Genomic DNA, 25,623 nt, shown 5'->3' with positions numbered 1-25,623 from the left:
TTTTATTCACTCTACATATATACATCCTCCTATGGAACAGGCTTATTTCATAACATTGAAGTAAGCCTGATTTTTTATTTACTAAAATGATTTGTCCCTTTCGTTTGTTTAAATCAAATATATCGAATCATAATTCCACTTTATCAAGTGCATTTCGGAATACTTTTTGAACATTTATTGAACTTTTTTTGAATTTTTTCTGAAAATTCTGTTTTGCGTATGATATACTACAACTAATAAGAAGGAAAAGAATATTGCAAACAGAGGGGGATAATCATGAGTTTACTTATCGCACTTATACTAGGAGTTATATGCGGAGCTATTCCTGTCATTTTAGGAGCTATTATGGAAGAATTAGAAGTTGGTGTTTTAGGTTTTGCTGCATCGTGTGTAAGCGCTTTATTTTTCGGTTTATATGGTGCTATTCCTGTTTCTATTCTGTGCGCATTTTATATACTACGCCATGCTCGCGCGAAACAGTTGGGTCCTAATCACATTGCACAAGTTATTCCATTCCCAATTGAAAGATGCCGTCGCGCTTCCAGCCTATAGATTATCCAACTTAAATATTATGCCTGCCTAAATAAATAAAAAGTCCTCAAATGAGGACTTTTTATTTATTTTCTTCTAGAAATTGAAACAATTCTTGCAAATGAAGTGCATCTTCGCTATAGCTAACGGATACATGACATGTCCCTTCAATCTCAGCATGCATATAAAGAGCAATTCCATCCCGATCATATTTCAATGCCAAATAAAACTCCATTTCCTCTAACATCTTTTTCGAGGTTCGGATAACATAATGCCCTTTCTCATCTCTTCCATATTCAAAATCTGGTTCAAAATCGTATTTTTGTTTAAAAGCTTCTTTTTGCTTATCATTAATCTGTACACAAGTTGCTCGCTGCACAGCATCAATCATTTCGTCAAACTTTTGGAGATCCATCTCATTTACCCCCTTATATACTTTTTGTATAATACTTGTGTTCCACTATTCTCTTTTCCATCTGCGATTAGCTCTTCATACAATTCCTTCGCTAGGGTTAGGCCCGGTACTGGTAATTGTAATTTTTCAGCTTCATCTAAAGCAATCTTCATATCTTTCATAAAATGCTTTACATAAAAGCCAGGTTCAAAATCTCCTTTTAACATTCGAGGAGCTAAATTACTTAATGACCAGCTACCTGCTGCTCCTGTCGAAATACTCTCTAATACTTTATCTGCATTAAGTCCAGCCTTTTTCGCATACGCTACCGCTTCACATACTCCTATCATGTTAGAAGCAATTGCAATTTGATTGCACATTTTTGTATGTTGTCCACTCCCAGCAGGGCCTTGCAACTGAATATTTGTTCCTAGTTTTTCAAATAGAGGTAAGCAAATATCATATATTCTGTTCTCTCCACCGACCATAATTGCTAGTCTAGCTTCTTTAGCTCCAACATCCCCTCCAGATACTGGTGCATCTAATGTATATATATTCTTGCTTTTCGCAACTTCATTAATACGTTTTGCCAATGTTGGTGTCGATGTTGTAAAGTCAATTGCTATCGTACCTTCATTTGCATGTTCTAAAATTCCATCTATCCCAAAATACACTTCTTCTACATCATGAGGATAACCAACCATCGTCATAACAACATCAATTTGCTTTACTAACGCTTTCGGTGTATCACACCAAGTCGCACCCTCTTGCACTAAAGAATCCGCCTTTTCCTTCGTTCTATTATATACATATACTTTATAACCACTTTGCATTAAATGGTTAACCATACTTTTTCCCATCACACCAATACCAATGAAACCTATTGATAAATTTTTATTCTCCATCTTCTCATCCCCTTTGTTCTAATAAATCATTTACCATCTTCCTAAATTCCTTATTAAAATCATCATCCAAACTATTTTTCACATTTGAGAATAAAATAACAAACGTTCCTTTTTCTTTATTGAAATTATTAAACGTATTCCAACCAGATAGTACACCATGGTTATGGAAAAAATCAGGATATATGTAAAAGCTAAATGCATATTTTCTTTCTTGTGAAGGTGTAAACATCGCTTGTATACTTTGTTCTGAAAGAAGCTTTCCATTTATAATCGCTTCATCTAATTTCTTCATATCTCCTACTGTCGTATACATCTCACCAGAACCATATAACCAGTCCATCCCTAATTTTTGCGCTGGTACAAGTTCTTGATCTTTCTTCACATAACCCTTCGTGAAGTTTTTATCTCCAGGTACCATATTTCCCATACCTGATTCATGCATCTCTGCCTTTGTAAATATATTTTCTTTTATATAATCTCCTAAAGGCTTTTTCGTTATATTTTCTATAATATAAGCGAGCACCATATAATTATAATCCGTATACTTCCAACCTGTTCCTGGTGGAAAATCTAACTTTTGACTTCCAATCCAATTTATTAAATTGATACGTGAAGCTACATTAACCTTTCCTTTCCCACTTTCCGGTAAACCAGATGTATGCGTTAACAAGTGATATAACGTGATGTTTTTATCTGCTGGAAATGAAGGAATGTATTTATTTACATTATCTTGGATATTTAACTTCCCTTGTTCTTGTAACTGTAGAATGGATGTAGCAACAACTGTTTTCGTAATAGAACCGATACGATATTTTGTTTGAGGCGTATTTTCTATTTTATTTTGAACATCAGCATATCCATATCCTTTATTCAATATAACATGCTCTTTATCTGTCACCAAAACTGTCCCATTAAATTGCTTTCCTACTAAATATTGATCTAACTTTTGAGATATACTAGCATAATCAATTTTTTGTACTTCTTCTATATTATCTTGTACCTCTGACTCAATAGCAGGAGTTATCTTTGTTGTTAATACTGCTTGTTCCTTTGGATCTGGACTATAGAGAAAATAGTATACTCCGCCGCAAACTACAGCAGACAGTGAAACCATAGCCATTATTTTTTTTATCATATTGTTCCTCCGTCGTTACTTCATTTAAAATGGTCCCCCATATTCTATTATCAGGTAATAAAAAAAAATCGCAACAATTTGTTGCGAAAAATCACATTTTTTCTTTCCTATATATACATACTTGATTTTTCCCATTTTTTTTTGCTTCATATAATGCAATATCCGCTCTTTGCATTAATTCTTCTTTAGTAATCCCATTCTCATGTAACGCAACTCCAAAACTCGCTGTTAACTTTGAAATTCCAGAGAATTGCTTTGTTTCAATAAAAAATCGTAATGACTCCGCAACTTGAAACGCTTCTTTTTCTACCGTATTTGTCACTAATATTATAAATTCCTCTCCTCCCCACCTTGCAAATATATGTTGATTTTCAACTTTAGATTTCATAAGATCTGCTAGTTGTACTAATGCTAAATCGCCAAAATCATGACCATATGTGTCATTTACTGATTTAAAATTATCTATATCAAACAAAATAAGTGCTATTTTTTCATCGTTACGTACTACATTCTCCCACTCTTTCTCCAATATTTGTTGGAATTTCAAACGATTATATATTTCTGTCAATGAATCTATCATTGCAAGCCTTTCTTGCTCTTGATAGATTTCATCTAATTCTGTAATCTCTGTGCATTTTACTATAAATCGCGATAAGTCTTCTGGTAATGGTATCGCACGTAATAGAAAAGTAAATGCTTCTCCTTCATGATTGTACATTTTAATTCTTCTTCCATTTGATAAAGTATCATCCAGCCATGTTATATCGTGAGTCGTCGAATAATATCCGTTCTCTCTAATAAGATGTTCTGCAAACACTAAATGTTGTTCACGATACGTAAATAAGTTATCATATCCGAAGAATTGTAAAAAATTTGTATTACAATCAACAATCTCATCATCTTCTACTATAAATAATAAATCATTTTGAAAATCAAACATCGTTTGAAGCAATTCTTGTTGTAAACCTACTTGCCGCACTAAAGAAAGTTGATATAAACTCTTATTCACTTCCTCTAGTACCACTTGTGGGGTTACTGGTGCTATAACAATATTACGTATTCCTAACATTAGTAAATCTGCAAACTCATTGTTTATCTGTTGATCCCAAATGATAATGAATGTACTCCGTGAATCATATATATTCTTTATATATTTTATTTGATCAACATCTGTTACATACATAATTACAATATGCGGTTTAGTTCTATGAAACAATATTTCTCCTTCTTCAAAACTATTTGCTATAAACATACATTTTGGATGGACATTTTCTATCGTTTGTTGATGTGTACATCCATCTTCTATATAAAGGACATTCAACTGAAGATCTTGTAATACATTTTGGAAAACAGTATTCTCTAATAAAAAATGTAGTATGTTCATCACTAGTCTTCACTCACTTCATATATCTTGTTTTACTGAATTCCTCATAATCATTTTATAAAAGATTGTTCTCAAAAAAAATCCGATTAGTGAGGGATACATATTAACAAGCTAATTGAGAATGTTATCTTCGCTTATCTATTCTAGAAATTCCTTTTTTAGTTTATGATTATATGAATTGTATCGTTTGTATGAATGCCCTCCTTATTACTTAAAACTTGACAATTAAAATAAAGTTATTATATTCTTAAATTCAATAACTTACAAAATGTAAGTAGAATATATTACATGTATTTTAAATTAAGCTGCTATGTAATTTGGAGGATATATAATGACAAACAGTGACTTTTTTAACGTTTTATATGAACGCACATCTACACGTGCATTCAACCCTGAAAAAGAAATTTCATCTACAGAATTACACGAAATTTTAAAAGCAGCTGCTCAAGCACCTTCTGCTTGGAACTTGCAACACTGGAAATTCCTTGTTTTCCAAGGCGAAGACGTACAAAAACGATTACACCCAATTGCTTATAACCAACAACAAATTCTTGATGCTTCTGCCGTAGTCGCTATTTTAGGTGATTTAGAAGCATATAAAAATGTTGAACCTGTTTACGGTCCAATTGTAGAACAAGGATTTATGAAAGAAGAAGCTAAAGAGCGCTTAGCTAAAAACATTGAATCTGCATATACTCGTGAGCAATACCCACGAGATGCTGCCTTTTCAAATGCTGCTTTAGCAGCAATGCAACTTATGCTTGCTGCTAAAGCAACTGGCTGGGATACTTGCGCAATTGGTGGTTTCAACCCTCAAGCACTAATGGAAGAATTTAATGTTTCATCTCGTTACGTACCAATTATGCTTATTACAATTGGTGAATCAACTTTAAAAGGTCATCCTGCACCGCGCATGAGCGTAGAACAAGTGAGTGAATGGGCGGAATAATAAAAAAAACGAAGGTAATTTCATTACCTTCGTTTTTTTATATTCTGTCACACATCCGTAATATTACAATGTATTATTCGACATCTATACATAGAGAAATCGTAATTTTTATGCTATCCCTATAAACAAATATGACGTTTTATGTCGAAATTTGTTAAATCGTTGAAATATAACCGTGTGTTTTTGTTACAATTGTGATACAATGATAACAAATAGATAACAAGAGAGGGATTTTCATTGAGTTCATACGGAAGCTTTATCGCACTTTTAAGTTACATAGTAACTGTACTACTGCTATATTTTATTGGCGATGCTGCAAACATATCAGTGTTACAATTCCCAAAAGAAGAAGCGTTACAATTAGAAGCAGAAAAACATACTGCACGATCCATTGCACCACTACTCTTAGCTCTTCCTGTATATATCATCGTTTTATATAAAAGCAAAAAAGTGTAAAGGCTACCTATTTCATTCATTTCGGTGGTCTTTACATTTTTTTGTGACATTTCCCCTATTTTAAACATCATTCCATACTAATTACCCATCTAGTCATTTAAAATGAGAAAATCCCCTAGAAAAATTTCCATTATCTGTCCAGTCACTAAGTAACGAACTTACATAGATTATAAGTGTGAAGGGGGTGATGAGGATTATGTTTGGATCATTTGGATGCTGTGATAACTTTAGAGACTGTCATCATCATGAAAGAGAGCGCAACCACAACCATCGTGAGAAAGAGAAAGAAGAAATTAGACCACAACGACATGCTGTATGTAACGTGCTTGCACATCTTTCTATAGGCACTGAGATTTCGCTTCTTAAACTAAAAGGAAATGGAACATTCCGCAATTTAGTTTTTGAGGGGTTCTGTAACGGTATTGCTCTATTCTCTGCATTAAGAAAAGATGACGACAAAGACAACAACAACAACAACAAAGATGATAAGAATGGAAACAATCGTAATGACGATAGATTTGAAGGGATTTTACGTGTTTGCCCAGAAGATGTTATCGCAATTGCTCTTTAAGATAAGTTTAAACAATAAAATCACCTAAGGTATATGTAGCAAAAAAACCTGAGATCGATTTCGAATCGACTCAGGTTTTTTACTATTATATGCTTTTAACTAATTCAACAACTTCTTCAGCAGTTGACATTGTTAATGCTTTTTCTGCTAATGTTTCCATTTCTGCTTTTGACAACTTGCTTAGTTGTGTTCTTGCAGGAAGAATAGATGTTGCACTCATACTGAACTCATCTAAACCTAAGCCTAATAATAATGGGATAGCAAGTGAATCTCCCGCCATCTCACCACACATACCAGCCCATTTGCCCTCTTTATGAGCAGCATCGATAACCATTTTTACAAGACGTAAAATAGATGGGTTATATGGTTGGTATAAGTAAGCTACACGCTCGTTCATACGGTCTGCAGCCATTGTGTATTGGATTAAGTCATTTGTTCCGATAGAGAAGAAATCAACTTCTTTTGCGAACTGATCTGCTAATACTGCTGAAGCTGGAATTTCAACCATCATACCAACTTCAATAGAATCAGAAATCGTTGTACCCGCTTGAACAAGTCTTTCTTTCTCTTCTAATAAGATTGCTTTCGCTTGACGGAACTCATCAAGAGTTGCAATCATTGGGAACATAATCTTTAAGTTACCGTATACGCTAGCACGAAGTAATGCACGAAGTTGTGTACGGAACACATCTTGCTCATCAAGACATAAGCGAATTGCACGGTATCCTAAGAATGGGTTCATTTCTTTTGGTAAATGTAAGTATGGAAGCTCTTTATCTCCACCGATGTCAAGTGTACGAACAACGACTGGTTGATCTTCTTTTACACCTTCAAGAACTGCTTTATACGCTTCGAACTGCTCTTCTTCTGTTGGAAGATTGTCACGGCCCATGTATAAGAATTCTGTACGGTATAAACCAACGCCTTCTCCGCCATTATCGATAATACCTTGTACATCATTTGGTGTTCCGATATTAGCAACAAGCTCAACGTGATGTCCATCACTTGTTACAGTTGCTTGGTCTTTTAATTTTGCCCATACAACTTTTTGCTCTTCAAATTTCGCTTTCTTTTCTTCAAAAGAACGAAGAGTTTCTTCAGATGGGTTTACAATTACTTCTCCATCTAAACCGTCAATGATTACGATATCGCCGTTTTGGATTTTCTCCATAACAACCTTCGTACCAACAACAGCTGGAATTTCCATAGAACGAGCCATAATTGCAGAGTGAGATGTACGTCCACCGATATCAGTTGTGAAACCTTTTGCATATTCACGGTTTAGCTGAGCTGTATCAGATGGTGTTAAATCTTCAGCAATGATGATTACTTCTTCAGAAATTGTACCAGGATTTGAGAAATTAATTCCTAGTAAATGTGCAAGAACACGTTTTGTTACGTCGCGAATATCCGCAGCACGTTCTTTCATGTATTCGTTATCCATGTTTTCAAACATAGAAATAAACATTGATGCAACTTCATCCATTGCAAATTCAGCATTTACTTTTTCGCCATTTACTTTATCTTTTACTGGATTTACTAATTCTGGATCATTTAATACTAATAAATGTGCTTCAAAGATAGCAGCTTTATCAGCACCTAGCTCAGCAAAAGCATGGTCCTTAATAGCTTCTAGTTCAGATTTTGCTTTCTCAAGCGCAGCGTCTAAGCGTGCAATTTCAGCAGCTTCGTCTGTAATTGATTTCTTTTCAATGTTAAATTCAGGATTCTCAAGTCTGAAAGCCTTTGCAATAGCAATCCCACTTGATGCAGCGATCCCTTGAATGTTAAGAGTCATTATTCTCCTAATCCTTCGTTTTTCATAGTTTCTTCGATAGCTGCTAGTGCTTGAGCTGCATCATCACCATTTGCAGTGACCTTAATTTCCGCGCCTTGTTGAATTCCTAAAGACATAACACCCATGATTGATTTTAAGTTAACGTTTTTTCCGTTATACTCTAAGTTAATGTCAGAACCAAATTTGCTTGCAGTGTTTACAAGTAGAGTTGCTGGACGAGCATGAATTCCTGAGTCGCTAGTTACTTTAAAGATTTTTTCCATGATAATTTATCTCCTTCAAATACAGTATTTTTTTAGTTGTATAGACGTGAGTACTACATCATCTATTGTATATAATAGGCGATGTTCGGTCAACCACATCGCCTATTATAATTATAAACATTTTGCGTCAAATTCCTACTGAATGTCAATAATAGCGTTTTCGCCCTTCTTAACATTTCCATCTTTTTTCAATTCGACTTGTTGCCCTTGTTGTAAATTCGTAAAGACGATTGGTGTAATAATAGATGGTGCATTTTCTTTTACAAATGCAAGATCTACTTTTAATAATGGTTGTCCTTGCTTCACTTTATCACCTTGTGCTACAAGCGCTTCAAAGCCTTCACCATTTAATTTTACAGTATCAATACCGAAGTGGATTAAAATTTCTTTTCCGCCTTCAGACTGAATACCAATCGCATGTTTTGTAGGGAATACATTTACAATCTCACCATTAACCGGAGAAACTACTGTTCCTTCTGTTGGCTCAATCGCAAATCCATCTCCCATCATTTTCCCTGAGAATACTTGGTCAGGTACTTCTGTAATCGGTAAGATTTTCCCTTCAATTGGTGAAACGATTGTTTCATTTTCATCAACCTGTTGAGGAGCTTCTTCCACTTTTACAGGCGCTTCTTTTTCAACATGAGGTGTACGACCTGACATAATATCATGAATTTGTGATTTTAATGTGTCAGATTTCGGTCCGAAAATAGCTTGAATGTTATTTCCAACTTCAAGTACACCGGCTGCTCCAAGCTCTTTTAAGCGGTCTTTATTTACATTTTTTTGTTCGTTAACTTGAACGCGTAAACGAGTAATACAAGCATCTAACGAAGCAATATTTTCTTTACCACCAAGTGCTACTAATACTTCACGTGGAAGTTCTCCTGCTTCTGTTTTCCCTGCGCCTTCATTAGCAGTTGCCTCTTCACGACCAGGTGTTTTTAAGTTCCATTTACGGATTGCAAAACGGAATCCGAAGTAGTAAATAACTGCTAGTACAAGACCAACAATAATTACCCACCACCATGCCGTACGACCTGGTAGTACACCGAATAATATGAAGTCAATTAAACCACCAGAGAATGTCATACCAATTTTAACACCTAAAATTTGCATTGTCATAAATGATAGACCAGCGAATACTGCATGGATTCCGAATAATACTGGTGCTACGAATAAGAATGAAAATTCAAGCGGTTCTGTAATACCTGTTAAGAAAGATGTTAATGCAGCAGATCCTAAAATACCAGCTGCTAATTTTTTATTTTCTGGACGTGCTTCATGGTACATTGCTAAAGCTGCTGCTGGAAGACCGAACATCATGAACGGATACTTACCAGTTGTAAATGTACCTGCTGTTAATTCTACGCCGTCTTTTAACTGTGCCATAAAGATTTTTTGGTCACCACGGATTAATTCGCCAGCTGCATTTGTATACTGACCGAATTCGAACCAGAACGGTGAATAGAAAATATGATGTAATCCAAATGGAATTAATGAACGTTCAATTAAACCGAATATAAATGCTGCTATCGTTCTATTTGCATCAATCATTTGATGTGAGAACGTATTTAAGCCACCTTGAATGTATGGCCAAATGAAGCACATGATAATACCTACCACTAAAGAGAATGTTGCAGTTGCGATTGGTACGAAACGCTTACCTGCAAAGAAACCTAAGTATGATGGTAATTCAATGTTGAAGTATTTATTATAACAATATGCCGCTACTATCCCGACGATAATACCACCAAACACTCCTGTTTGCAGCGTTGGAATTCCTAATACGTTTGCATATGCTGGATCTGAAAATCCAATTTTTACTGGATCTGTTCCAGTGCTTGTTACTTTCACTAGTTTATCTACTTCTAAGAACACACTCATCGTTTTGTTCATAATTAAGTATCCGACGAACGCTGCTAAACCAGCTACTCCGTCTCCACCAGCTAAACCGATCGCTACCCCAACTGCGAATAATAGCGCAAGGTTAGCGAAAATAATATCGCCAGATTGTTCCATAATTTTTGCAACCATTACGAACCAATCTGCTTTTAAAGCAGGGATAACATTTGTTAGTTGTGGATTTTGAAATGCATTACCAAATCCAAGTAAAATACCTGCTGCCGGTAAAATCGCTACTGGAAGCATAAGCGCTTTTCCGACTTTTTGAAGAACACCAAAGATCTTCTTAAACATGGAAACCCTTCCTCTCTTATCTATATTGATACTTTTCGACAAACGCCAAAAAGGCATGAGGAAAAAAAAGATAGAACGATAGCTATACAAAGGGTAGTATGTCCCTTTCTTTAGCTTACATTCCCAACTTTTCTCCACTCATGCCTGATCGAATCAGTAACACGTGTCAAAAATAGGATTACGTATAAGTTCACTATAATTAAAGCAAACGTTTTCGTTATTTACCTTAATGTGTTTGTCGAATTTTGTATAACTTTGCAATAGTTATTATACATAACTATTGTAAGCGATTCAATCATTTTTTTTAACGTTTTCATTTTAGACAAAAATATATGTCTTTTTACACATGTTCTGCTTTCACTAATCGTTGTAAATGCATCGTTAAATAAATACTCTCCGCTTCATAAACAGGAAGTTGTAATTCGTTCTGCATTACTTTGACTAGCTTCCACGCCAAATTGTAACAAACTGGATATTCTAATTTTAATAAATCAGCAAAACTTTGTGCTTCTTCTACTTTTTCTCCTTTTTTCACCCGTTCAATAGCATATTGTAAATGGCGAATAAGGCGTAAATAATGAATGCTTTCTTGGTCTAAAGTAATTTGTAGGTTTGTCTCAATTAAAGACACAAGTTGTGCAATAAGACGAGAATTTTGATTAACAGAAGATAAATCAGAGTTTGTAAGCGAGCTATAAATATGGAGTGCGATAAAGCCAACTTCTCCTTCTGGCAATGTAATTTGCAAACGAGAATTTAAAAGTTTCACAACTCCTTCAGCAATTTCATATTCCTCTGGATATAGCATTTTCGTTTCAACTAAAAAAGGATTATCTATTGTAAGTCCTTGTTTCAGCCTTTTAATTGCAAAAGAAATATGATCTGTTAAAGCGATATGAATATGTTCATTTAATGGAGACTCCGCTTTTTCTTGAATGTATAACATAATATCATTCATCAATTCAATTAGCTTTTCACTCACATGCGGCACTAAAAGTTTGTATTGTTCTCGATCACGTTCATTTTTTAAAACAAACATTTTCTCAATTTGTTCTTGCTCCAACACATCTTCAGCCTTTTTTCCAAATCCAATTCCTTTACCGATCACTACTACTTCCTCGTGTTCAGGATGGCTAGCAATGATGACATTATTATTTAAAACTTTTTTAATTTCTAGATAATTACTCATATAACACCACCCTCGTACTTAAATAGCCTACTTTTATGTTACAGAACATTCTTCTTTGTCGTCAATGTAAAACATCTACCATTTGATAAAAATTCATTTTTTAGACATGTTTGTATATGATGCGTATAATGTAAGAGCAACTGTACATAGAAAGGAGATAGCAACATGATTAAAATGTTTGTAAGTGATATTGACGGTACAATGATGCAGCATGGAGGTCTGATTGATGAACAGGATGTTGCGGCACTTCGCAGTCTTGCTGAGCAAAATGTTATTCTTTGTTTCGCTTCCGGGCGACTTGATAATGAAATCGCAGACTTAATGAAGGCTGTAAATACAAATTTCCATCGCATTAGTGTGAATGGTGTGTTTGTATACACTAATGAAAATAAGCAACTATTATCCGCAAATTTTGATTCCAGCATTCTTCCTGATTTACTAGCTATGACAAATCAAGACCCTTATTTCCGTTATGTAAGTGATGAGCATAATTACTATATTGAAGAAAAGACACCTTTTATTCATGAACTCGAAAAACAAGTAGCAATGACTTCTGTTGAAGAACCAAATTTATTACAGAAAATCGATGATACAATTTTTCCAAATAAAATTTCTATCGGTGGAACAAAAGAAAACTTACAACTCCTTCAAAAAAAGATCGATGAAAAATTCCATGGAAAAGTTAGTACTTTCATTTCAGCTGAACAATGTTTAGATGTAATGCCACCAAATATTAGTAAAGGTTCTGCTATTTCTGTTTTATTACAAGAGTTTCAAATACAACCAGAGGAGGTTGCGTGCATAGGGGATTCTTACAATGATATTCCAATGTTTTCTTTAACTCCTCATAGTTTTGCTATGTCTCAAGCTGATGATGCGGTAAAAGAGCACGCTCACTATGTAGTAGATGCTGTCAAAGATGCCGTTAACCAAGTACTTGGTTATAATGAAGAAGCAAATAAAAATACGACTCGATCCTTATAAGGATGAGTCGTATTTTTATTTCTTTACATGTTGAAAACATCAAAGTTCACTGTACTTCACAAACTGAAATATATTACTTGTTACGTGCGATGTTCGTAATAAACTTGTAACGATCCCCACGATAAATACATTTCACATACTCTAACGGTAACTCACCTTCTGAATATGACCATTGACGCATTACAAGTACAGGCGCCTTTTTAGGAATATGCAGATGTTCAGCTTCATTATCCGTTGCAATTGAAGCTTCAATTGATTGAGTAGCGCGAACAAGCTTAAAGCCCAGTTTTTTCTCTAAATGTTCATATAAAGATTGTTGCAATATTTCTTCGTTAATATCTTTCACAAGAGTTGGCGACAAATATGTCGTCTCAAATGCAATCGGTTCGTCATCAGCTAAACGCGTACGCCTCACTTCATAAACCGATTCTCCCTCTTGTATTCTTAGCCGGTCTGCTATTTTAGCAGTAGCTGGAACTAGGCGGAAACTTAATAACTGGCTGCTCGGTTTCATACCACGAGAAATCATATCTTCTGTGAACCCCGTCATTCCTTGCAACTTTTGCTCCACTTTCGGAAGTTGGACGAACGTTCCAATCCCACGTTTCCGGTATAAATAACCTTGTTCCACTAAGTTATTAATCGCCTGTCTGATTGTCATACGACTCACTTCGAACTTATCACAAAGTTCATTCTCAGATGGAATTTTATCTCCCGGCTTCCATTCACCTTCCTCAATTAGCTGTTTCACCCACTCTTGAATCTGATAATAGATCGGAAATGGTGAATACTTGTCGATGTTCATCAGCAATCGCCTCACTGCATAAAGATAGAGCTTCTGGATCTGCGATTACGGTTACATTCGGATGACGTTGTAGAACTGTAGCAGGACACGCCTCACTATATTCACCTTGCAATAACTCTTTAATAGCTTCTGCCTTTTTAGATCCCATAGCAACAAGTAGAATTTGTTTTGCTTTCATAATACTTCCAATTCCCATTGTAATCGCATGAGTCGGCACATCTTCTTCATTTTCAAAGAAGCGAAGGTTTGCTTGGCGCGTAGATTCTGTTAATTCTACAATGTTAGTTGGAGAATTAAATGGTGTTCCTGGCTCATTAAATCCGATGTGACCGTTTTCACCGATTCCAAGAATCTGTAAGTCAACTGGGTTAGCTACTAGAATGCCTTCATAACGCTTGCACTCTTCCTCTAAATCACTTGCCATCCCATTCGGTACATAAGTTTGTTTAAATGGAAGATGATCAAACAACTGTTCTTGCATGAAATAGTGATAGCTGTTTTTATCTTCGTGTGGTAAATTTACGTACTCATCTAAGTTTACAGTGGTTGTATGACTTGTATCAAGTTTATTTTTTCGCATTTCTGCATAAATACCTAATGGAGAGCTTCCTGTAGCCATTCCTAAAGTTGGATTTTCTTTTGATTTTACAACCTCTTTAATTAACTTATAACCTGATTCTGCTAATTCTTCTGGAGTTTTTACAACAAGAATATTCATCTTATTACTTCCCTTCCTTCATATGAATTCCTAAACGAACCGTATCATATACATGTAATTCTTCAGTCATAACAACAAAGTCTGCATCTTTACCTGCCGCTAACGCGCCTTTATTATTTAATCCAAATTCTTCTGCTTGATTAACTGATGTCATCAACACAGCATCCTCGATTGAACATCCTGTAAATTCAATTACATTTCGGAAAGCTTGATCCATTTTCAAAATACTACCAGCTAACGTTCCATCTTCTAATCGGGCACTGCCATCTTTTACATGTACTGGCTGTCCGCCAAGTTCATATAATCCTTCTTCAAGACCTTTTGCACGCATTGCATCTGTAATGACACTTACTTTTTTCGGCCCTTTTAATTTATACGCTAATTTCACCATATCAGGGTGAATGTGAATACCATCTGTAATTACTTCAACCATTACATCTGAATTTAATAACACATGACCAACAACTCCTGGTTCACGATGATGTAATCCACGCATTTGGTTATATAAATGTGTTGCATGTGTAATTTTTCTATTTTTCAGTTGTGCATCAATCGCATCTGTATGCCCCATTGTGCCAACAACACCTGTTTCAGCAAGATACTGTTCAAACTCTAACGCACCTTCTTCTTCCGGTGCATATGTTACTAATTTAATTAGATTACCGCTTGCTTCCTGCCATTGTTTAAATTGCTCGATACTCGCAGGAACAATATGTTCAAGTGGTTGTGCACCCGCACGTTTTTTTGAAACATATGGTCCTTCTAAGTGAATATATTCGAAATGTGCTCCTTTATCTTTCGCTTCCTTTGCAGCAAGTAGCGCCGCTTCAATCGCTTCTGGAGCTTGTGTCATTGTTGTTGGGAAGTAAGTTGTAACTCCTTCTTTTAACATTTCTTTACCAAGAGTTACTAATCCATCGCTATTTGCATCCATCGCATCAATATCGTATCCACCATGAATATGAACATCAATCATACCTGGAATCACAATCTTTCCTGCCGCATCTAACACAGTTTCATTTTCTTGTGATACATATTGAGCCATCAAACCAATTTCTTTAACTGTTTCTGTGTAACGAATAAATCCGTTTTCCACTACTTCTTTACCTGTATAAATTTTGGCATTGATGACAACTTGCGTTTTCATTTTCATCGATCCTTTCCCATGAAATACCTACTTATTATTATTACCTTATTCGCCTAATTCCATCTTAATATACACACAAGTAGTTGTCTATACATTCTAATGAAATTTCCTCTTCGTTCAGCGAAAAAAGGAAATTGATTTCTTTTTCATTATAATATATATTATCCATTTTTTCCAAAATGGATAATACCCTCTTATATAATTAGTTACTTAAGTAATGGCATAAGGCCGCTTGCCCCCATAGTAATATGTTCACCATCTGTTTCTATTTCCACAGTTCGCTTGTTTGTTCTGTATATCATTATACCACGCTGTTTTAATCGTCTTACTACACTTTGATGAGGATGCCCATACGGATTTCTACTCCCGTACGAAAGAATAGCGAATTGTGGATCTACTTTTTTTAAGAATGTTTCACTCGTTGAAGTATACGAGCCATGATGCCCAACTTTTAATACATCTGCATGTACATCAAATTGCTTTAATATTTCATTTTCCGTCCGTATATCAGCATCACCCATTAATAAAAAGTCCGCTTTACCATATCGAATCTTTAACACAATTGAGGACTCGTTATTCTCGTCTTTTGATTTACCATTGTTCAATACTTGTATAGAAACATGTGGATCTAGCGGTATGTATTGTCCTTCCTTCACTGAAATGAAAGGAATGCCCCTTTTTTTAATGTTATTCCGATACGTATGATAAGTAAATGAACTATATGTTTTCCCACTATCTAATACGAGTGAAACTGGCATTTGTTCTACAATTGGAATAAGCCCTCCTATATGGTCCATATCAGGATGAGTACTTACAATCACATCTAAATGATTAATTCCTTTTTCAATTAGTTTTTGAATAATAACCTCTCCCGCTTCATAAGGGCCCCCATCTATTAACATCGTTTGACCATTTGGCAATGTAATAAGTGTCGCATCACCTTGTCCAACTTTTAAAAAACTCACTTTCATTTTACCGAAATGTTGCCGATGCATATGTATAGAAGACGCAGTATGAATAGACATCATATATCTTTTAGCCGATGCGCTGTTTAACGAAAAACATAATAAAACAGAAACCAACAATAGAATACTCCGTACACCCTTCATAGCTCGTCTCCTTTTTTCATTTAGTATGGCACGCTCTGTAATTGATATACAAAAAAAGCTTAGCAAAATGCTAAGCTTTTATTTTGATAATTCCTGTAAAGAACCAAAGAATAAATCTGCTTCATTCATTTGTTCATTTTCTTCCGAAAGAGGTGGTAAATCATCTAATGTTTTCAATCCAAACGTATCTAAAAACTCTTTCGTCGTTCCGTATAAAATAGGGCGCCCCGGTCCTTCCGCTCTTCCCGTTTCTTTTATAAGTAAGTGTGAAACTAACGTTTGTAATGCCTTGTCTGTTTTCACTCCTCGAATCTCTTCCATTTCTGTCCTTGTAATCGGTTGACGGTACGCAACGATTGCCAACGTTTCAAGAGCTGCTTGAGACAGTGACGCCGTTGTTGGGGTATCTATTAATTTTTGATAGTATGCAGCATGTTCTTTCTTTGTTGCAAAACGATACATTTTTGCATATTGCACAATTTGCAGACCGCGATTCGATCCCTCACATTCTTTTTGCATTTCCTCTATACTGTTTATTACTTCTTCCACTTCAACTTCCAGAACTTTAGCTATCTGTTCCGGATAAATCCCTTCGTCACCTGCAACAAATAAAATCCCTTCAATAATCGCTTTTTGTTCTTTTCTATCCATTTTACGAACTCCTTCCTCCTATTTCCCATAAAAAATACACATAAAAAAACCGAATCACAGTAAATGCGTTCGGTTCAATATTTCTTCTCTCGTTCCAAACGATACATTAAAACCTAACATAAGATAAAATATTTCTATCCCATCTTCACATACCAACTCTATACGGATTTATTAGAGCTTGATACGAAAATTTCATCAAAATTATGTTCTTGCTCAATTATGATTTGTTGATTTTTCATTAGCTCAAGAACCGCTAAAAATGTTACAACCATTATTTCACGTTCTTCATCAGCAAACAAATCATAAAAACTTTGACGACCGCCTCTTACTTCTAACTGTTGTAGAATATCAGTCATTCGCTGTGCAATTGGTATTTCTTGGCGAGTAATTCGCGTTGTTACGGGAGTCTTTGCTTTTTTACGACGCATTAGCTTTTGAAATGCCGCTAACATATCATATAACGTAACATCAAGAGGTAAGCTTGTCTCCTCTTCTTGTTGAAATGATGTAAAATCAATTGGCGGACGTGTATATAGCTGTGCTCTTTCTTGTTCTCTTTCTTTTAACTCAGTAGCAACTTGCTTATATTTCTTATATTCAATTAACCTCTCCATCAATTCTTGACGGGGGTCATCTATAAAGTCTTCACCGTTATCAGGTACATCTTCTTCTTGTTTCGGTAACAACATTTTACTTTTAATTTGTAATAACGTTGCAGCCATTACTAAATACTCACTGGCAACATCTAATTGTAATTCTTTCATCGTATGGACATAAGATAGATATTGCTCTGTAATTTCCGCTACAGGAATATTATATATATCGATTTCGTAACGATGTATTAAGTGTAACAATAGATCTAAAGGCCCTTCAAAAGCCTCTACTTTAAAATTATACTGCACAAAGCATCCCACCACATTTTTTCTATAACACCATAAGTATAGAGCATACTCATGTTCTATCCAACCTTTTTAAGAAATTTAATTAAAAATAGACCTATGCCCATGTCATAATGCCCACCGCTTCATATGATAACAATGTAGTAAGAACAATGTAGGAGGTCAAAAAACTATGGGGCACGTTGATTGTGGTTTTAGCGGTGGGTTCGCATTACTTGTTGTACTGTTCATTTTACTAATCATTGTAGGAGCAGCTTGCTTCTGCTAATATGAAGCAATAAAGCGACTAGGGATACTTCCCTAGTCGCTTATTGTTAATATTTCTATGATAAACTGTACATATAACCGTTAGACAGGAGCGAAAAAAATGTATCCTACCGAGTACATACAATTTTTAATTCATTTTCACGGAGACTGTGATTATTTTGAATGTCATGAAATATTAGAAGAGTATTGGAAATTAAAACCTAGAGGAGAACGCGACACTTACTTAGTCGGTCTCATTCAAATTGCTGTTTCCTTATACCATCACAGACGATCCAACTGGAATGGTGCAGAGAAGATGATAAAAAGCGCAATAGCACTTTTAGAAAAGAACAGTACATCTTTACATCAATTAGGAATAGATCATAAACAACTTATATTCTTATTAAATGAAAGGTTACAATCTATCCACAAAAAGGAATTTTTCGCGCCGTTATTTTTACCCTTATTAGACGCATCGTTAGAAAAACAATGCATACAGTTATGTAAGAAACAAAACCTCTCTTGGAAAGATGTGAATTTCATTCCTGGTGAATACATCATAAATAAGCACACATTGCGTGATCGAACAGAAGTCATTTCTGAACGACACGAACAACTACAAAAAAGAAAGCAGAGATAATAAACTACTTATCCCTGCTTTCATGAATGTATATTTTGTTCAAGCTCTTTACACTTTTTGCAAAAACTTGCTGTTTGCTCATTTCCGCAAATTGTAAACTCAAGAAATTTACTCTTAAGCTCTTGAACCATCTTCGTCCCAATCCCCATATGACGGTGAGACGGATTCACGCTCAAATGCTGAATTTCCAATACCTGATCTTCTTTTTTTATAATCCCCATTATCCCAACAAAATCTTCATTTTGTTTCCACAAATACAATTGCCAATCCTCTTTCGCTTCATACTCTTTCATTGTCAATTGTAATTTTTTCACATCTTTTTCAGTTGGCATAAATGAAAGAAGCCCCATTGCAATTTTTTCATAACTTTTTTTAAAACGAATTAACATAACCCTTATCCCTTCTTACAAAAGTTACAAACTATTTATCCCATCAATCACTCTTTTCATATCACATTCATTCTACAATATTTTTACCAGAGTGAGAAGAGGCTGAAACAACTTGATAATCATACAAAGCGTTAAGAAGAAAGTCAAATATATGTTTCCACGCTATTTCTTTCTATTACACCGCTCAAAAAAGAGACAATATTGTATAGGAACTAAAAGGAGAATCCCTTTCTCATCACATTTATTGAAGCATATAATTCGTACTCCATCCTATGTATTTTGTTAAAAGTGTGTTCTCATGAACAATATAATTTAACGTTAGTAGCCGTCCTATTTGTGTCATATACTTTAAAATATATACCAATTCCTGTTTATAGGAAATAAAAAAAAGAGAGCAAAATCGCTCTCTTTTTCTCACAACTTATTCTTCCCAAACTTTAACTTCTTTCATTACATCGCCTTGACGCATGTTTAATACCGTTTCAATACCGCTTGTTGCTTTACCGAATACAGTATGTACGCCATCTAAATGCGGTTGTGGCTCATGAACAACAAAAAATTGGCTACCACCTGTATTACGACCAGCATGTGCCATAGAAAGTGATCCAACAAGGTGTCTACGAGGATTTCCATCAGTCTCACATGGAATAGAGTAACCTGGGCCACCTGCACCTGTTCCTGTTGGGTCTCCACCTTGGCTTACGAAGCCAGGAATAACGCGGTGGAATGTCACACCGTCATAAAATCCTTGCTCTGCTAATTTCTTAAAGTTTTCTACTGTTTTTGGTGCCTCTTCTGGGTAAAATTCTAAATCGATTTTTTCGCCATTTTCCATTAATATGTATCCTAAAGTTTTCATATGTATATGTCTCCTTTCAACTATCTCAGCACTATATTACCATATTCATGACGAGAAACAAAAAGAATCCGACAATCTGCATACTTCTTTTTCGAAATGTGGAAAAAGCTAGGTGACAAATTTAAAAAATATACTATAATAACTGTGTTGCCCGAAAATTTCAGAAAGAGAAAGGGAGCGATTTTTCGTGAAAGCGAAATTACTAGCTCTGCTATTAGCTGTAGCCGTATTTATTATGCCAACAGCTTCATTTGCAGACATCATTGAGGGAGAATCAATTGTTACACTAGGAGAAAACTTATCTGAACAACAAAAACAAGAGCTGTTAAAAGAAATGAAAGCACCAAAAGATGCTACAATCATCACTGTGTCTAATGCGGAAGAACATAAATTTCTAGAAGGAATTGTTCCAAAAGCACAAATTGGTACAAGAGCAATTTCCTCTTCTATGATTACATACACAAAACCAGGGTCAGGTCTCATTGTACGCTCAAAAAACATTAATTCGATAACAGATGCAATGTACACAAATGCACTTATTACAGCAGGTGTGAAAGATGCAGAGATTCAAATTACTGCACCATTTAAAGTTTCCGGAACTGCTGCTTTAACAGGTTTAATGAAGGCCTATGAAACAACATCGAACAAAGAGATTCCAGAAGATGTTAAAAAAGTAGCCAATGAAGAAATGGTACAAACAGCAACACTTGGTGATAAAATCGGTGAAGACAAAGCAGTTCAACTTGTTGCAAAAATTAAAGAAGAAATTGCAAAAGAACAGCCAAAAACAACTGAAGATTTACGTTCATTAATTAAAAAAATTGCTGATCAACTTGGCATTACATTAACAGATGAACAGTTGGATAACTTAGTATCGTTATTTGATAAAATGAAAAATCTTAATATCGATTGGAACCAAGTTGGTAGTCAATTAGATAAAGCAAAAGACCATGTGTCTGCCTTCTTAGGATCTGAAGAAGGACAAAGTTTCCTAGATAAAGTAAAAGATTTCTTCTCTAGTATCATTGATTTCGTTAAATCTTTATTCAAGTAAAAAAGAAGCTCGCCAGTGACGAGCTTCTTTTTTATACAAGTAACGGTAATTTCATAATAGCTTCTTCAACCGAACGAACAACATGATTTGCTTTCTCCTTCACATACGGATGAGCATGATGGAGGGTGAAGGAGTGCGGGGTTACTTCAAACATAGAAATATCATTGAAAGAATCTCCAATACATGCAACTTCATTTGCTTCAATTTGTAAATGTTCCATTAATCGCTTCAGAGCGCTTCCTTTACTTACACCTCTTGGCATAATGTCAACATAGCGCTTACCCGATATAAAGACTTCCGCTTCGCTATGAAATGTATCTCGCAACTCTTGATCTAATGCTACAATTTTTTCTTCTTCTCCAAAAACAAATAATTTCGCAGGATGTACAGTCTTCCCAAATTCCTCTTCTAGTTCTTCGATTTCAGCAATATGCACTCCCATATACTCTTCAAAAGTATGATGATGTTCATTCTTCCTTTTTGTATATCGCTGCTCATTTGCACAAACAATATCTGCTAGTCCCTTTTTATGTATATATCGATATATTTCCTGGGCAACCCCATCTTCAAAACTCGATTCATGAAATACTTTTCCATCCGGTAGTATCATTGTCGCTCCATTTAAACTAGTTGTGTAATACGGGAACGAAAACCTTTTTACCGCCTCATCAATTCGGTGAGTAAAACGGCCAGAGGCAAAACAAATATTTGTCCCTTTTTCAGCTAGCCAACAAAGCGCTCGTTCATCTTCTTTTTGCATATGATTCACATTGTAAACGAGCGTATCATCTAAATCACTTACAAATAATTTAATCATGTCCTCTTCCCCTTTCATACACAATATCTACTCTAATTGTACAAAAAAAATGTTTGATTTTTGTTAAAAAAATAATAAATTTTCAATAAAAAATAAGCAGGAGCATAACCCCGCTTATTTTTGTCTTCGCACATTTTGAGGTCTTACAATACTTGGACGAACCTTTAAACTAGACATAGTTGGACGAAGTAAAATTTTCGTTAACGCGCCCCAATCAAACGGTAAAAACGGCCATAAATACGGTGTTTGCAAGCTTTTGATAGATGTTAAAAATAGAATCAATATCGTCATTCCAATGACAAATCCCATTTCATGAAATATGCCTGTTAAAATAATTACAAACAATTTTCCAATCTTATTCCCAAGCCCTAACTCATAACTTGGCGTAGCGTATGCTCCAATCATAGAAACTGCTACATACAAAATAACTTCTGGTACAAACAAACCCACATCAATTGCAATTTGACCAATTAATATAGCTGAAATTAATCCTGCTGCAGACGACAATGATGTCGGTGTATGAATGGCAGCCATCCTTAAAAACTCGAGCCCGATTTCCGCCATCAAAATTTGTAATAAAATCGGTAAATGCGTCATTTTATTCGGTCCAATGAAAGCAAGACTTTCCGGTAAAAGAGTTGGATTAAAAACAAAAACTAACCAAAATGGCAGTAAGAACAGCGAAAATATAACACCTAAAAAACGTACCCAACGTAAAAATGTACCTACAGCTGGATTTTGTCTAAACTCTTCTGCATGCTGTAAATGGTGGAAATATGTTGTTGGAGTGATCATAACACTTGGTGATGTGTCAACGAGTACTAACACATGTCCTTCTAATAGATGATTTGCTGCTACATCTGGTCTTTCTGTGTATCGAATAAGCGGGAATGGATTATAACCTTGTTTAACTACAAATTCTTCTACTGTTTTATCCGCCATCGTAATCCCGTCTACATCAATGTTATTTAATTCTTGTTTTATAATCTTTACTAAATCTGGATTTGCAACATCTTGAACGTATGTAATACAAATATCCGTTTGCGATCTATCTCCGACTCGAATCATTTCATTTCGAAGACGTGGATCGCGTATTCTTCTACGAATTAACGCTGTATTTACAACGATATTTTCAACAAAGCCATCCCTTGCACCGCGCACTACCTTTTCTGTATCTGGTTCTGTCGGCGTCCGGCCCGGATAACTACGAACATCTATTGCGAACGCTTCCGTTTCACCTTCCACAAATATAACAATGAGTCCCGATAATACTTGGAGCATTACATCATCCATCGTTTTCACTTTACTTACTTGTTGATGAATTAAACGATTCTCTAAAAGCTTTACTGTATCTTCTTCTACATCCCTTATTTCATTTGTATCCACCGCTTCTTCTAAAATAGGGATAATATAATTCGTATCACAAAGTCCATTTACAAATAACACACCAATTTCTTTATTTAAAATTTGAAATTTACGAATACCAACATCGTATGTAACACCCAGTCCAACTGTTTGCTTTAAGTAATTTTCATTATCACTTAAAAAAGATGAAATTGGGATATTCACTTTTTTAGGCTTCGTCATAAAACCCACTCCTTTCCAAAATTAATTGAATCGCTTTTCTAGTAATAGGTGATCCTCTCTCCCATTCATCATTTCCACACATCTTACCAATATCACCGACCCCCACAATGACAGGAACATTCAGACCATCTAAACAATAAATCGTATCCCCACTAATCCTGCCAACTTCACCATCTGGGAGTCCAAATTTATCAACGCCGTATTCTGTCAAATTCCCATTCCGATCTACACTTACATCTACACGCGCCCATTCCCAATGATGTGTATTAGATGCTACTGCTAAAATACCCAGTACATCAACTTGTTTATGTGTTGCGACATACTTTAACGCCTTTTCACCAGATCCTTCTCCTATAAATCCGCTGTCATCAAACATGACAAATACAGGGTCATATGGCGTTTGCATAATAAGCTCAACGACTTTCTTCCCTGTCAATTTGGTCGGATTACTTTGCGATGCCGAAATACACCTTCCCCCAAATTCCTTTGTTAACAGCTCAATTGTCCGCTTTGCATATTCATCTCCATCTGTGACCAAAACAACCCTTCGTCTCATTTGATTTATCCTTTCGGTTTACATATAAGTGCAACAAAAAATGAAAATAATATCGCTGCTGAAATCCCCGCAGACGTTAAGCTAAACATACCGATTCCAATTCCTAAATATCCATGTTTTTCTGCCGCATGCATTGCCCCGTGCAATAGTGAGTGTCCAAAACTTGTAATAGGGACCGTTGCCCCTGCACCTGCAAATTTTATAAGCTTATCGTACAATCCGAATCCGTCTAAAATAGCTCCGGCGACTACAAAAGTTGCCATTAAATGTGCCGGTGTTAACTTTGCGAAATCTAGCAACACTTGTCCAATTACACAAATAGCTCCTCCTACAAGAAATGCGTATATAAAATCCACAATTCACTCTCCTTTAACACTTTCAAACACAACACCATGCGCAATCGTTGGAATCGTTTCCTTCTGTTGCATCATCATGGGACTTAATAGAGCTCCAGTTGCAACGACAAAAATTCGTTGTAAATTCCCCTTTTGCATTTCACGCAATAAATGTCCGTATGTTACAACAGCTGAACAAGCACAACCACTGCCCCCTGCAAACACTTCTTCTTGATTTGAATTGTAAATCATTAATCCACAATCGTTGTATACATTCCCCAAATCATATCCTTCCTCAAGTAAAAGTTGTCTCGCAATTGGTGTCCCAACAGCTGATAAATCACCAGTAACAATAAGATCATAATCAGCTGCACTTCTTCTCAAATCTTCAAAATGCTGTTGAATTGTATGAGCAGCAGCTGGTGCCATCGCTGATCCCATATCTAAAGGATTAGCAATTCCTAAATCTTGTACTTTGCCGATTGTTGCTGCTGTTATTTTAATTGCACTCTTCTCATTGCTAATCAATATTGATCCTGCTCCAGTAACAGTTGAGTTTGCTGTCCCTGGCTTTTGTCCTCCGTATTCTGTTGGGGAACGAAACTGTCTTTCAGCCGTCGCATTATGACTACTTACTGTAGCTAAAATACGATTCGCAAATCCACCATCTATAAAAGCTGATCCAATCGCCAAAGTTTCCATTGACGTCGCACAAGCGCTGAACATCCCTAAAAAAGGAATACCATACTCACGAGCAACATAATTTGCTGTCACTGTTTGGTTTAATAAATCTCCCGCTAAAAAGAAATCAATTTGCGATTTTTTTATATTCCCTTTTTGCATCGCTTGTTGAATCGAGTCTGACATTAACCTTCGTTCAGCAAGTTCCCAGTTTTCCTCTCCGCAATGTAAGTCAGAATATGAAATATCAAAATCCTTTCCAAGAGGGCCTTCAGCTTCTTTCGGACCGACAGCAGTACCAGTTGCATTCACGAAGATATCATTTTGAAATACCCACGTTTGTTTTCCTGTCAATCTCATACCCACCCCTCC

Annotated in this window: 29 protein-coding genes; 8 read left to right on the top strand and 21 right to left on the bottom strand. The window is 35.6% G+C overall.

Features of this window, described 5'->3' with window-relative positions; genetic code table 11:
- Positions 1–276 precede the first annotated feature (276 nt).
- Positions 277–552, top strand: a complete 276-nt coding sequence (locus ACE38F_RS08755) for a hypothetical protein (protein WP_002160633.1) — start codon at positions 277–279, stop codon at positions 550–552.
- 61 nt (positions 553–613) lie between these two features.
- On the opposite strand, the gene ACE38F_RS08750 is transcribed toward ACE38F_RS08755, so the two are convergent.
- The 4 genes from ACE38F_RS08750 to ACE38F_RS08735 all read right to left on the bottom strand — a co-directional run bounded on the left by ACE38F_RS08750 (position 614) and on the right by ACE38F_RS08735 (position 4,349).
- A complete protein-coding gene (locus ACE38F_RS08750) occupies positions 614–946 on the bottom strand; it encodes a DUF3909 family protein (RefSeq protein ID WP_215554059.1) in 333 nt (110 codons plus the stop codon).
- 5 nt (positions 947–951) lie between these two features.
- Positions 952–1,830 (bottom strand): NAD(P)-dependent oxidoreductase, encoded by an 879-nt coding sequence (locus ACE38F_RS08745; protein WP_215554060.1) that lies wholly within the window; start codon positions 1,828–1,830, stop codon positions 952–954.
- A gap of 4 nt (positions 1,831–1,834) precedes the next feature.
- Positions 1,835–2,965: a serine hydrolase domain-containing protein gene (locus ACE38F_RS08740; protein ID WP_215554061.1), complete on the bottom strand. Its 1,131-nt coding sequence runs from the start codon at positions 2,963–2,965 to the stop codon at positions 1,835–1,837.
- Positions 2,966–3,056: 91 nt separating this feature from the next.
- Positions 3,057–4,349 (bottom strand): GGDEF domain-containing protein, encoded by a 1,293-nt coding sequence (locus ACE38F_RS08735; protein WP_375369467.1) that lies wholly within the window; start codon positions 4,347–4,349, stop codon positions 3,057–3,059.
- Positions 4,350–4,680: 331 nt separating this feature from the next.
- Between ACE38F_RS08735 and ACE38F_RS08730 the strand changes: the two genes are divergently transcribed.
- The 3 genes from ACE38F_RS08730 to ACE38F_RS08720 all read left to right on the top strand — a co-directional run bounded on the left by ACE38F_RS08730 (position 4,681) and on the right by ACE38F_RS08720 (position 6,325).
- Complete coding sequence (locus ACE38F_RS08730) at positions 4,681–5,298, top strand: nitroreductase family protein (protein WP_375369468.1); 618 nt, start codon at positions 4,681–4,683, stop codon at positions 5,296–5,298.
- Positions 5,299–5,535: 237 nt separating this feature from the next.
- Positions 5,536–5,754 carry a hypothetical protein gene (locus ACE38F_RS08725; protein ID WP_002088422.1) on the top strand — a complete coding sequence of 73 codons (219 nt, stop codon included), beginning with the start codon at positions 5,536–5,538 and terminating at the stop codon, positions 5,752–5,754.
- Between the two features lie 196 nt (positions 5,755–5,950).
- Positions 5,951–6,325: a DUF3915 family protein gene (locus ACE38F_RS08720; RefSeq protein WP_375369469.1), complete on the top strand. Its 375-nt coding sequence runs from the start codon at positions 5,951–5,953 to the stop codon at positions 6,323–6,325.
- An 85-nt stretch (positions 6,326–6,410) separates the two neighbouring features.
- On the opposite strand, the gene ptsP is transcribed toward ACE38F_RS08720, so the two are convergent.
- The 4 genes from ptsP to glcT all read right to left on the bottom strand — a co-directional run bounded on the left by ptsP (position 6,411) and on the right by glcT (position 11,774).
- Entirely contained in the window at positions 6,411–8,123 is a 1,713-nt protein-coding gene (ptsP, locus tag ACE38F_RS08715; RefSeq protein ID WP_341305942.1) for a phosphoenolpyruvate--protein phosphotransferase, read from the bottom strand.
- Positions 8,123–8,386 (bottom strand): phosphocarrier protein HPr, encoded by a 264-nt coding sequence (gene ptsH / locus ACE38F_RS08710; protein WP_002033915.1) that lies wholly within the window; start codon positions 8,384–8,386, stop codon positions 8,123–8,125. Before ptsH ends, ptsP begins: the two co-directional genes overlap by 1 nt.
- A 135-nt stretch (positions 8,387–8,521) precedes the next feature.
- Positions 8,522–10,585 carry a PTS glucose transporter subunit IIABC gene (gene ptsG, locus ACE38F_RS08705; RefSeq protein WP_215554066.1) on the bottom strand — a complete coding sequence of 688 codons (2,064 nt, stop codon included), beginning with the start codon at positions 10,583–10,585 and terminating at the stop codon, positions 8,522–8,524.
- A gap of 340 nt (positions 10,586–10,925) precedes the next feature.
- Positions 10,926–11,774: a glucose PTS transporter transcription antiterminator GlcT gene (glcT, locus tag ACE38F_RS08700; RefSeq protein WP_002033914.1), complete on the bottom strand. Its 849-nt coding sequence runs from the start codon at positions 11,772–11,774 to the stop codon at positions 10,926–10,928.
- A gap of 165 nt (positions 11,775–11,939) precedes the next feature.
- On the opposite strand from glcT, the gene ACE38F_RS08695 reads away from it, so the two are divergent.
- Complete coding sequence (locus ACE38F_RS08695) at positions 11,940–12,758, top strand: Cof-type HAD-IIB family hydrolase (protein ID WP_085312282.1); 819 nt, start codon at positions 11,940–11,942, stop codon at positions 12,756–12,758.
- Positions 12,759–12,831: 73 nt separating this feature from the next.
- Here ACE38F_RS08695 and phnF read toward each other — a convergent pair whose 3' ends face one another.
- From phnF to ACE38F_RS08665, 6 genes are all read right to left on the bottom strand, one after another.
- Positions 12,832–13,563, bottom strand: coding sequence for a phosphonate metabolism transcriptional regulator PhnF (gene phnF / locus ACE38F_RS08690; RefSeq protein ID WP_078172874.1), 732 nt, complete (start codon positions 13,561–13,563; stop codon positions 12,832–12,834).
- Positions 13,493–14,281: a glucosamine-6-phosphate deaminase gene (gene nagB / locus ACE38F_RS08685; protein ID WP_215554067.1), complete on the bottom strand. Its 789-nt coding sequence runs from the start codon at positions 14,279–14,281 to the stop codon at positions 13,493–13,495. The genes phnF and nagB overlap by 71 nt, the downstream gene beginning before the upstream one ends.
- Positions 14,282–14,285: 4 nt before the next feature.
- Complete coding sequence (gene nagA, locus ACE38F_RS08680; protein WP_375369631.1) at positions 14,286–15,428, bottom strand: N-acetylglucosamine-6-phosphate deacetylase; 1,143 nt, start codon at positions 15,426–15,428, stop codon at positions 14,286–14,288.
- Between the two features lie 206 nt (positions 15,429–15,634).
- Positions 15,635–16,537 (bottom strand): ComEC/Rec2 family competence protein, encoded by a 903-nt coding sequence (locus ACE38F_RS08675; RefSeq protein ID WP_375369470.1) that lies wholly within the window; start codon positions 16,535–16,537, stop codon positions 15,635–15,637.
- Positions 16,538–16,615: 78 nt separating this feature from the next.
- Entirely contained in the window at positions 16,616–17,188 is a 573-nt protein-coding gene (scpB, locus tag ACE38F_RS08670; protein WP_215554068.1) for an SMC-Scp complex subunit ScpB, read from the bottom strand.
- 158 nt (positions 17,189–17,346) lie between these two features.
- The gene (locus ACE38F_RS08665; RefSeq protein WP_002145923.1) at positions 17,347–18,090 is read right to left on the bottom strand and encodes a segregation/condensation protein A; all 744 of its coding nucleotides are present in this window, start codon (positions 18,088–18,090) and stop codon (positions 17,347–17,349) included.
- A gap of 169 nt (positions 18,091–18,259) precedes the next feature.
- Between ACE38F_RS08665 and ACE38F_RS08660 the strand changes: the two genes are divergently transcribed.
- Positions 18,260–18,355, top strand: coding sequence for a YjcZ family sporulation protein (locus tag ACE38F_RS08660; protein WP_000510194.1), 96 nt, complete (start codon positions 18,260–18,262; stop codon positions 18,353–18,355).
- A gap of 99 nt (positions 18,356–18,454) precedes the next feature.
- Complete coding sequence (locus ACE38F_RS08655; RefSeq protein WP_078172872.1) at positions 18,455–18,973, top strand: DUF309 domain-containing protein; 519 nt, start codon at positions 18,455–18,457, stop codon at positions 18,971–18,973.
- Positions 18,974–18,993: 20 nt separating this feature from the next.
- On the opposite strand, the gene ribT is transcribed toward ACE38F_RS08655, so the two are convergent.
- Together ribT and ACE38F_RS08645 are read right to left on the bottom strand one after the other, a co-directional pair.
- Positions 18,994–19,362 carry a GNAT family N-acetyltransferase RibT gene (gene ribT, locus ACE38F_RS08650; protein ID WP_215554070.1) on the bottom strand — a complete coding sequence of 123 codons (369 nt, stop codon included), beginning with the start codon at positions 19,360–19,362 and terminating at the stop codon, positions 18,994–18,996.
- Between the two features lie 421 nt (positions 19,363–19,783).
- Positions 19,784–20,221 (bottom strand): peptidylprolyl isomerase, encoded by a 438-nt coding sequence (locus tag ACE38F_RS08645; RefSeq protein ID WP_002160618.1) that lies wholly within the window; start codon positions 20,219–20,221, stop codon positions 19,784–19,786.
- Between the two features lie 187 nt (positions 20,222–20,408).
- Between ACE38F_RS08645 and ACE38F_RS08640 the strand changes: the two genes are divergently transcribed.
- Positions 20,409–21,275: a DUF1002 domain-containing protein gene (locus ACE38F_RS08640; protein WP_215554071.1), complete on the top strand. Its 867-nt coding sequence runs from the start codon at positions 20,409–20,411 to the stop codon at positions 21,273–21,275.
- 31 nt (positions 21,276–21,306) lie between these two features.
- On the opposite strand, the gene ACE38F_RS08635 is transcribed toward ACE38F_RS08640, so the two are convergent.
- The 5 genes from ACE38F_RS08635 to spoVAD form a co-directional block, all read right to left on the bottom strand.
- Positions 21,307–22,110 (bottom strand): Cof-type HAD-IIB family hydrolase, encoded by an 804-nt coding sequence (locus tag ACE38F_RS08635; protein WP_375369471.1) that lies wholly within the window; start codon positions 22,108–22,110, stop codon positions 21,307–21,309.
- A 96-nt stretch (positions 22,111–22,206) separates the two neighbouring features.
- Positions 22,207–23,679: a spore germination protein SpoVAF gene (gene spoVAF / locus ACE38F_RS08630; protein ID WP_044442741.1), complete on the bottom strand. Its 1,473-nt coding sequence runs from the start codon at positions 23,677–23,679 to the stop codon at positions 22,207–22,209.
- Complete coding sequence (gene spoVAEA / locus ACE38F_RS08625; protein ID WP_002111611.1) at positions 23,666–24,235, bottom strand: stage V sporulation protein SpoVABEA; 570 nt, start codon at positions 24,233–24,235, stop codon at positions 23,666–23,668. Before spoVAEA ends, spoVAF begins: the two co-directional genes overlap by 14 nt.
- A gap of 5 nt (positions 24,236–24,240) precedes the next feature.
- On the bottom strand, positions 24,241–24,591 hold the full coding sequence (spoVAE, locus tag ACE38F_RS08620; RefSeq protein WP_002014916.1) for a stage V sporulation protein AE: 351 nt from the start codon (positions 24,589–24,591) through the stop codon (positions 24,241–24,243).
- Between the two features lie 3 nt (positions 24,592–24,594).
- The gene (gene spoVAD, locus ACE38F_RS08615) at positions 24,595–25,611 is read right to left on the bottom strand and encodes a stage V sporulation protein AD (RefSeq protein WP_375369472.1); all 1,017 of its coding nucleotides are present in this window, start codon (positions 25,609–25,611) and stop codon (positions 24,595–24,597) included.
- Positions 25,612–25,623: the final 12 nt, after the last annotated feature.

It is taken from the genome of Bacillus altaicus, from assembly GCF_042136375.2.
Taxonomy (GTDB): Bacteria; Bacillota; Bacilli; order Bacillales; family Bacillaceae_G; genus Bacillus_A; species Bacillus_A cereus_U.
The sequence above is the reverse complement of the archived record's forward strand: the minus strand, read 5'-3'. Positions and strand labels throughout refer to the sequence as shown.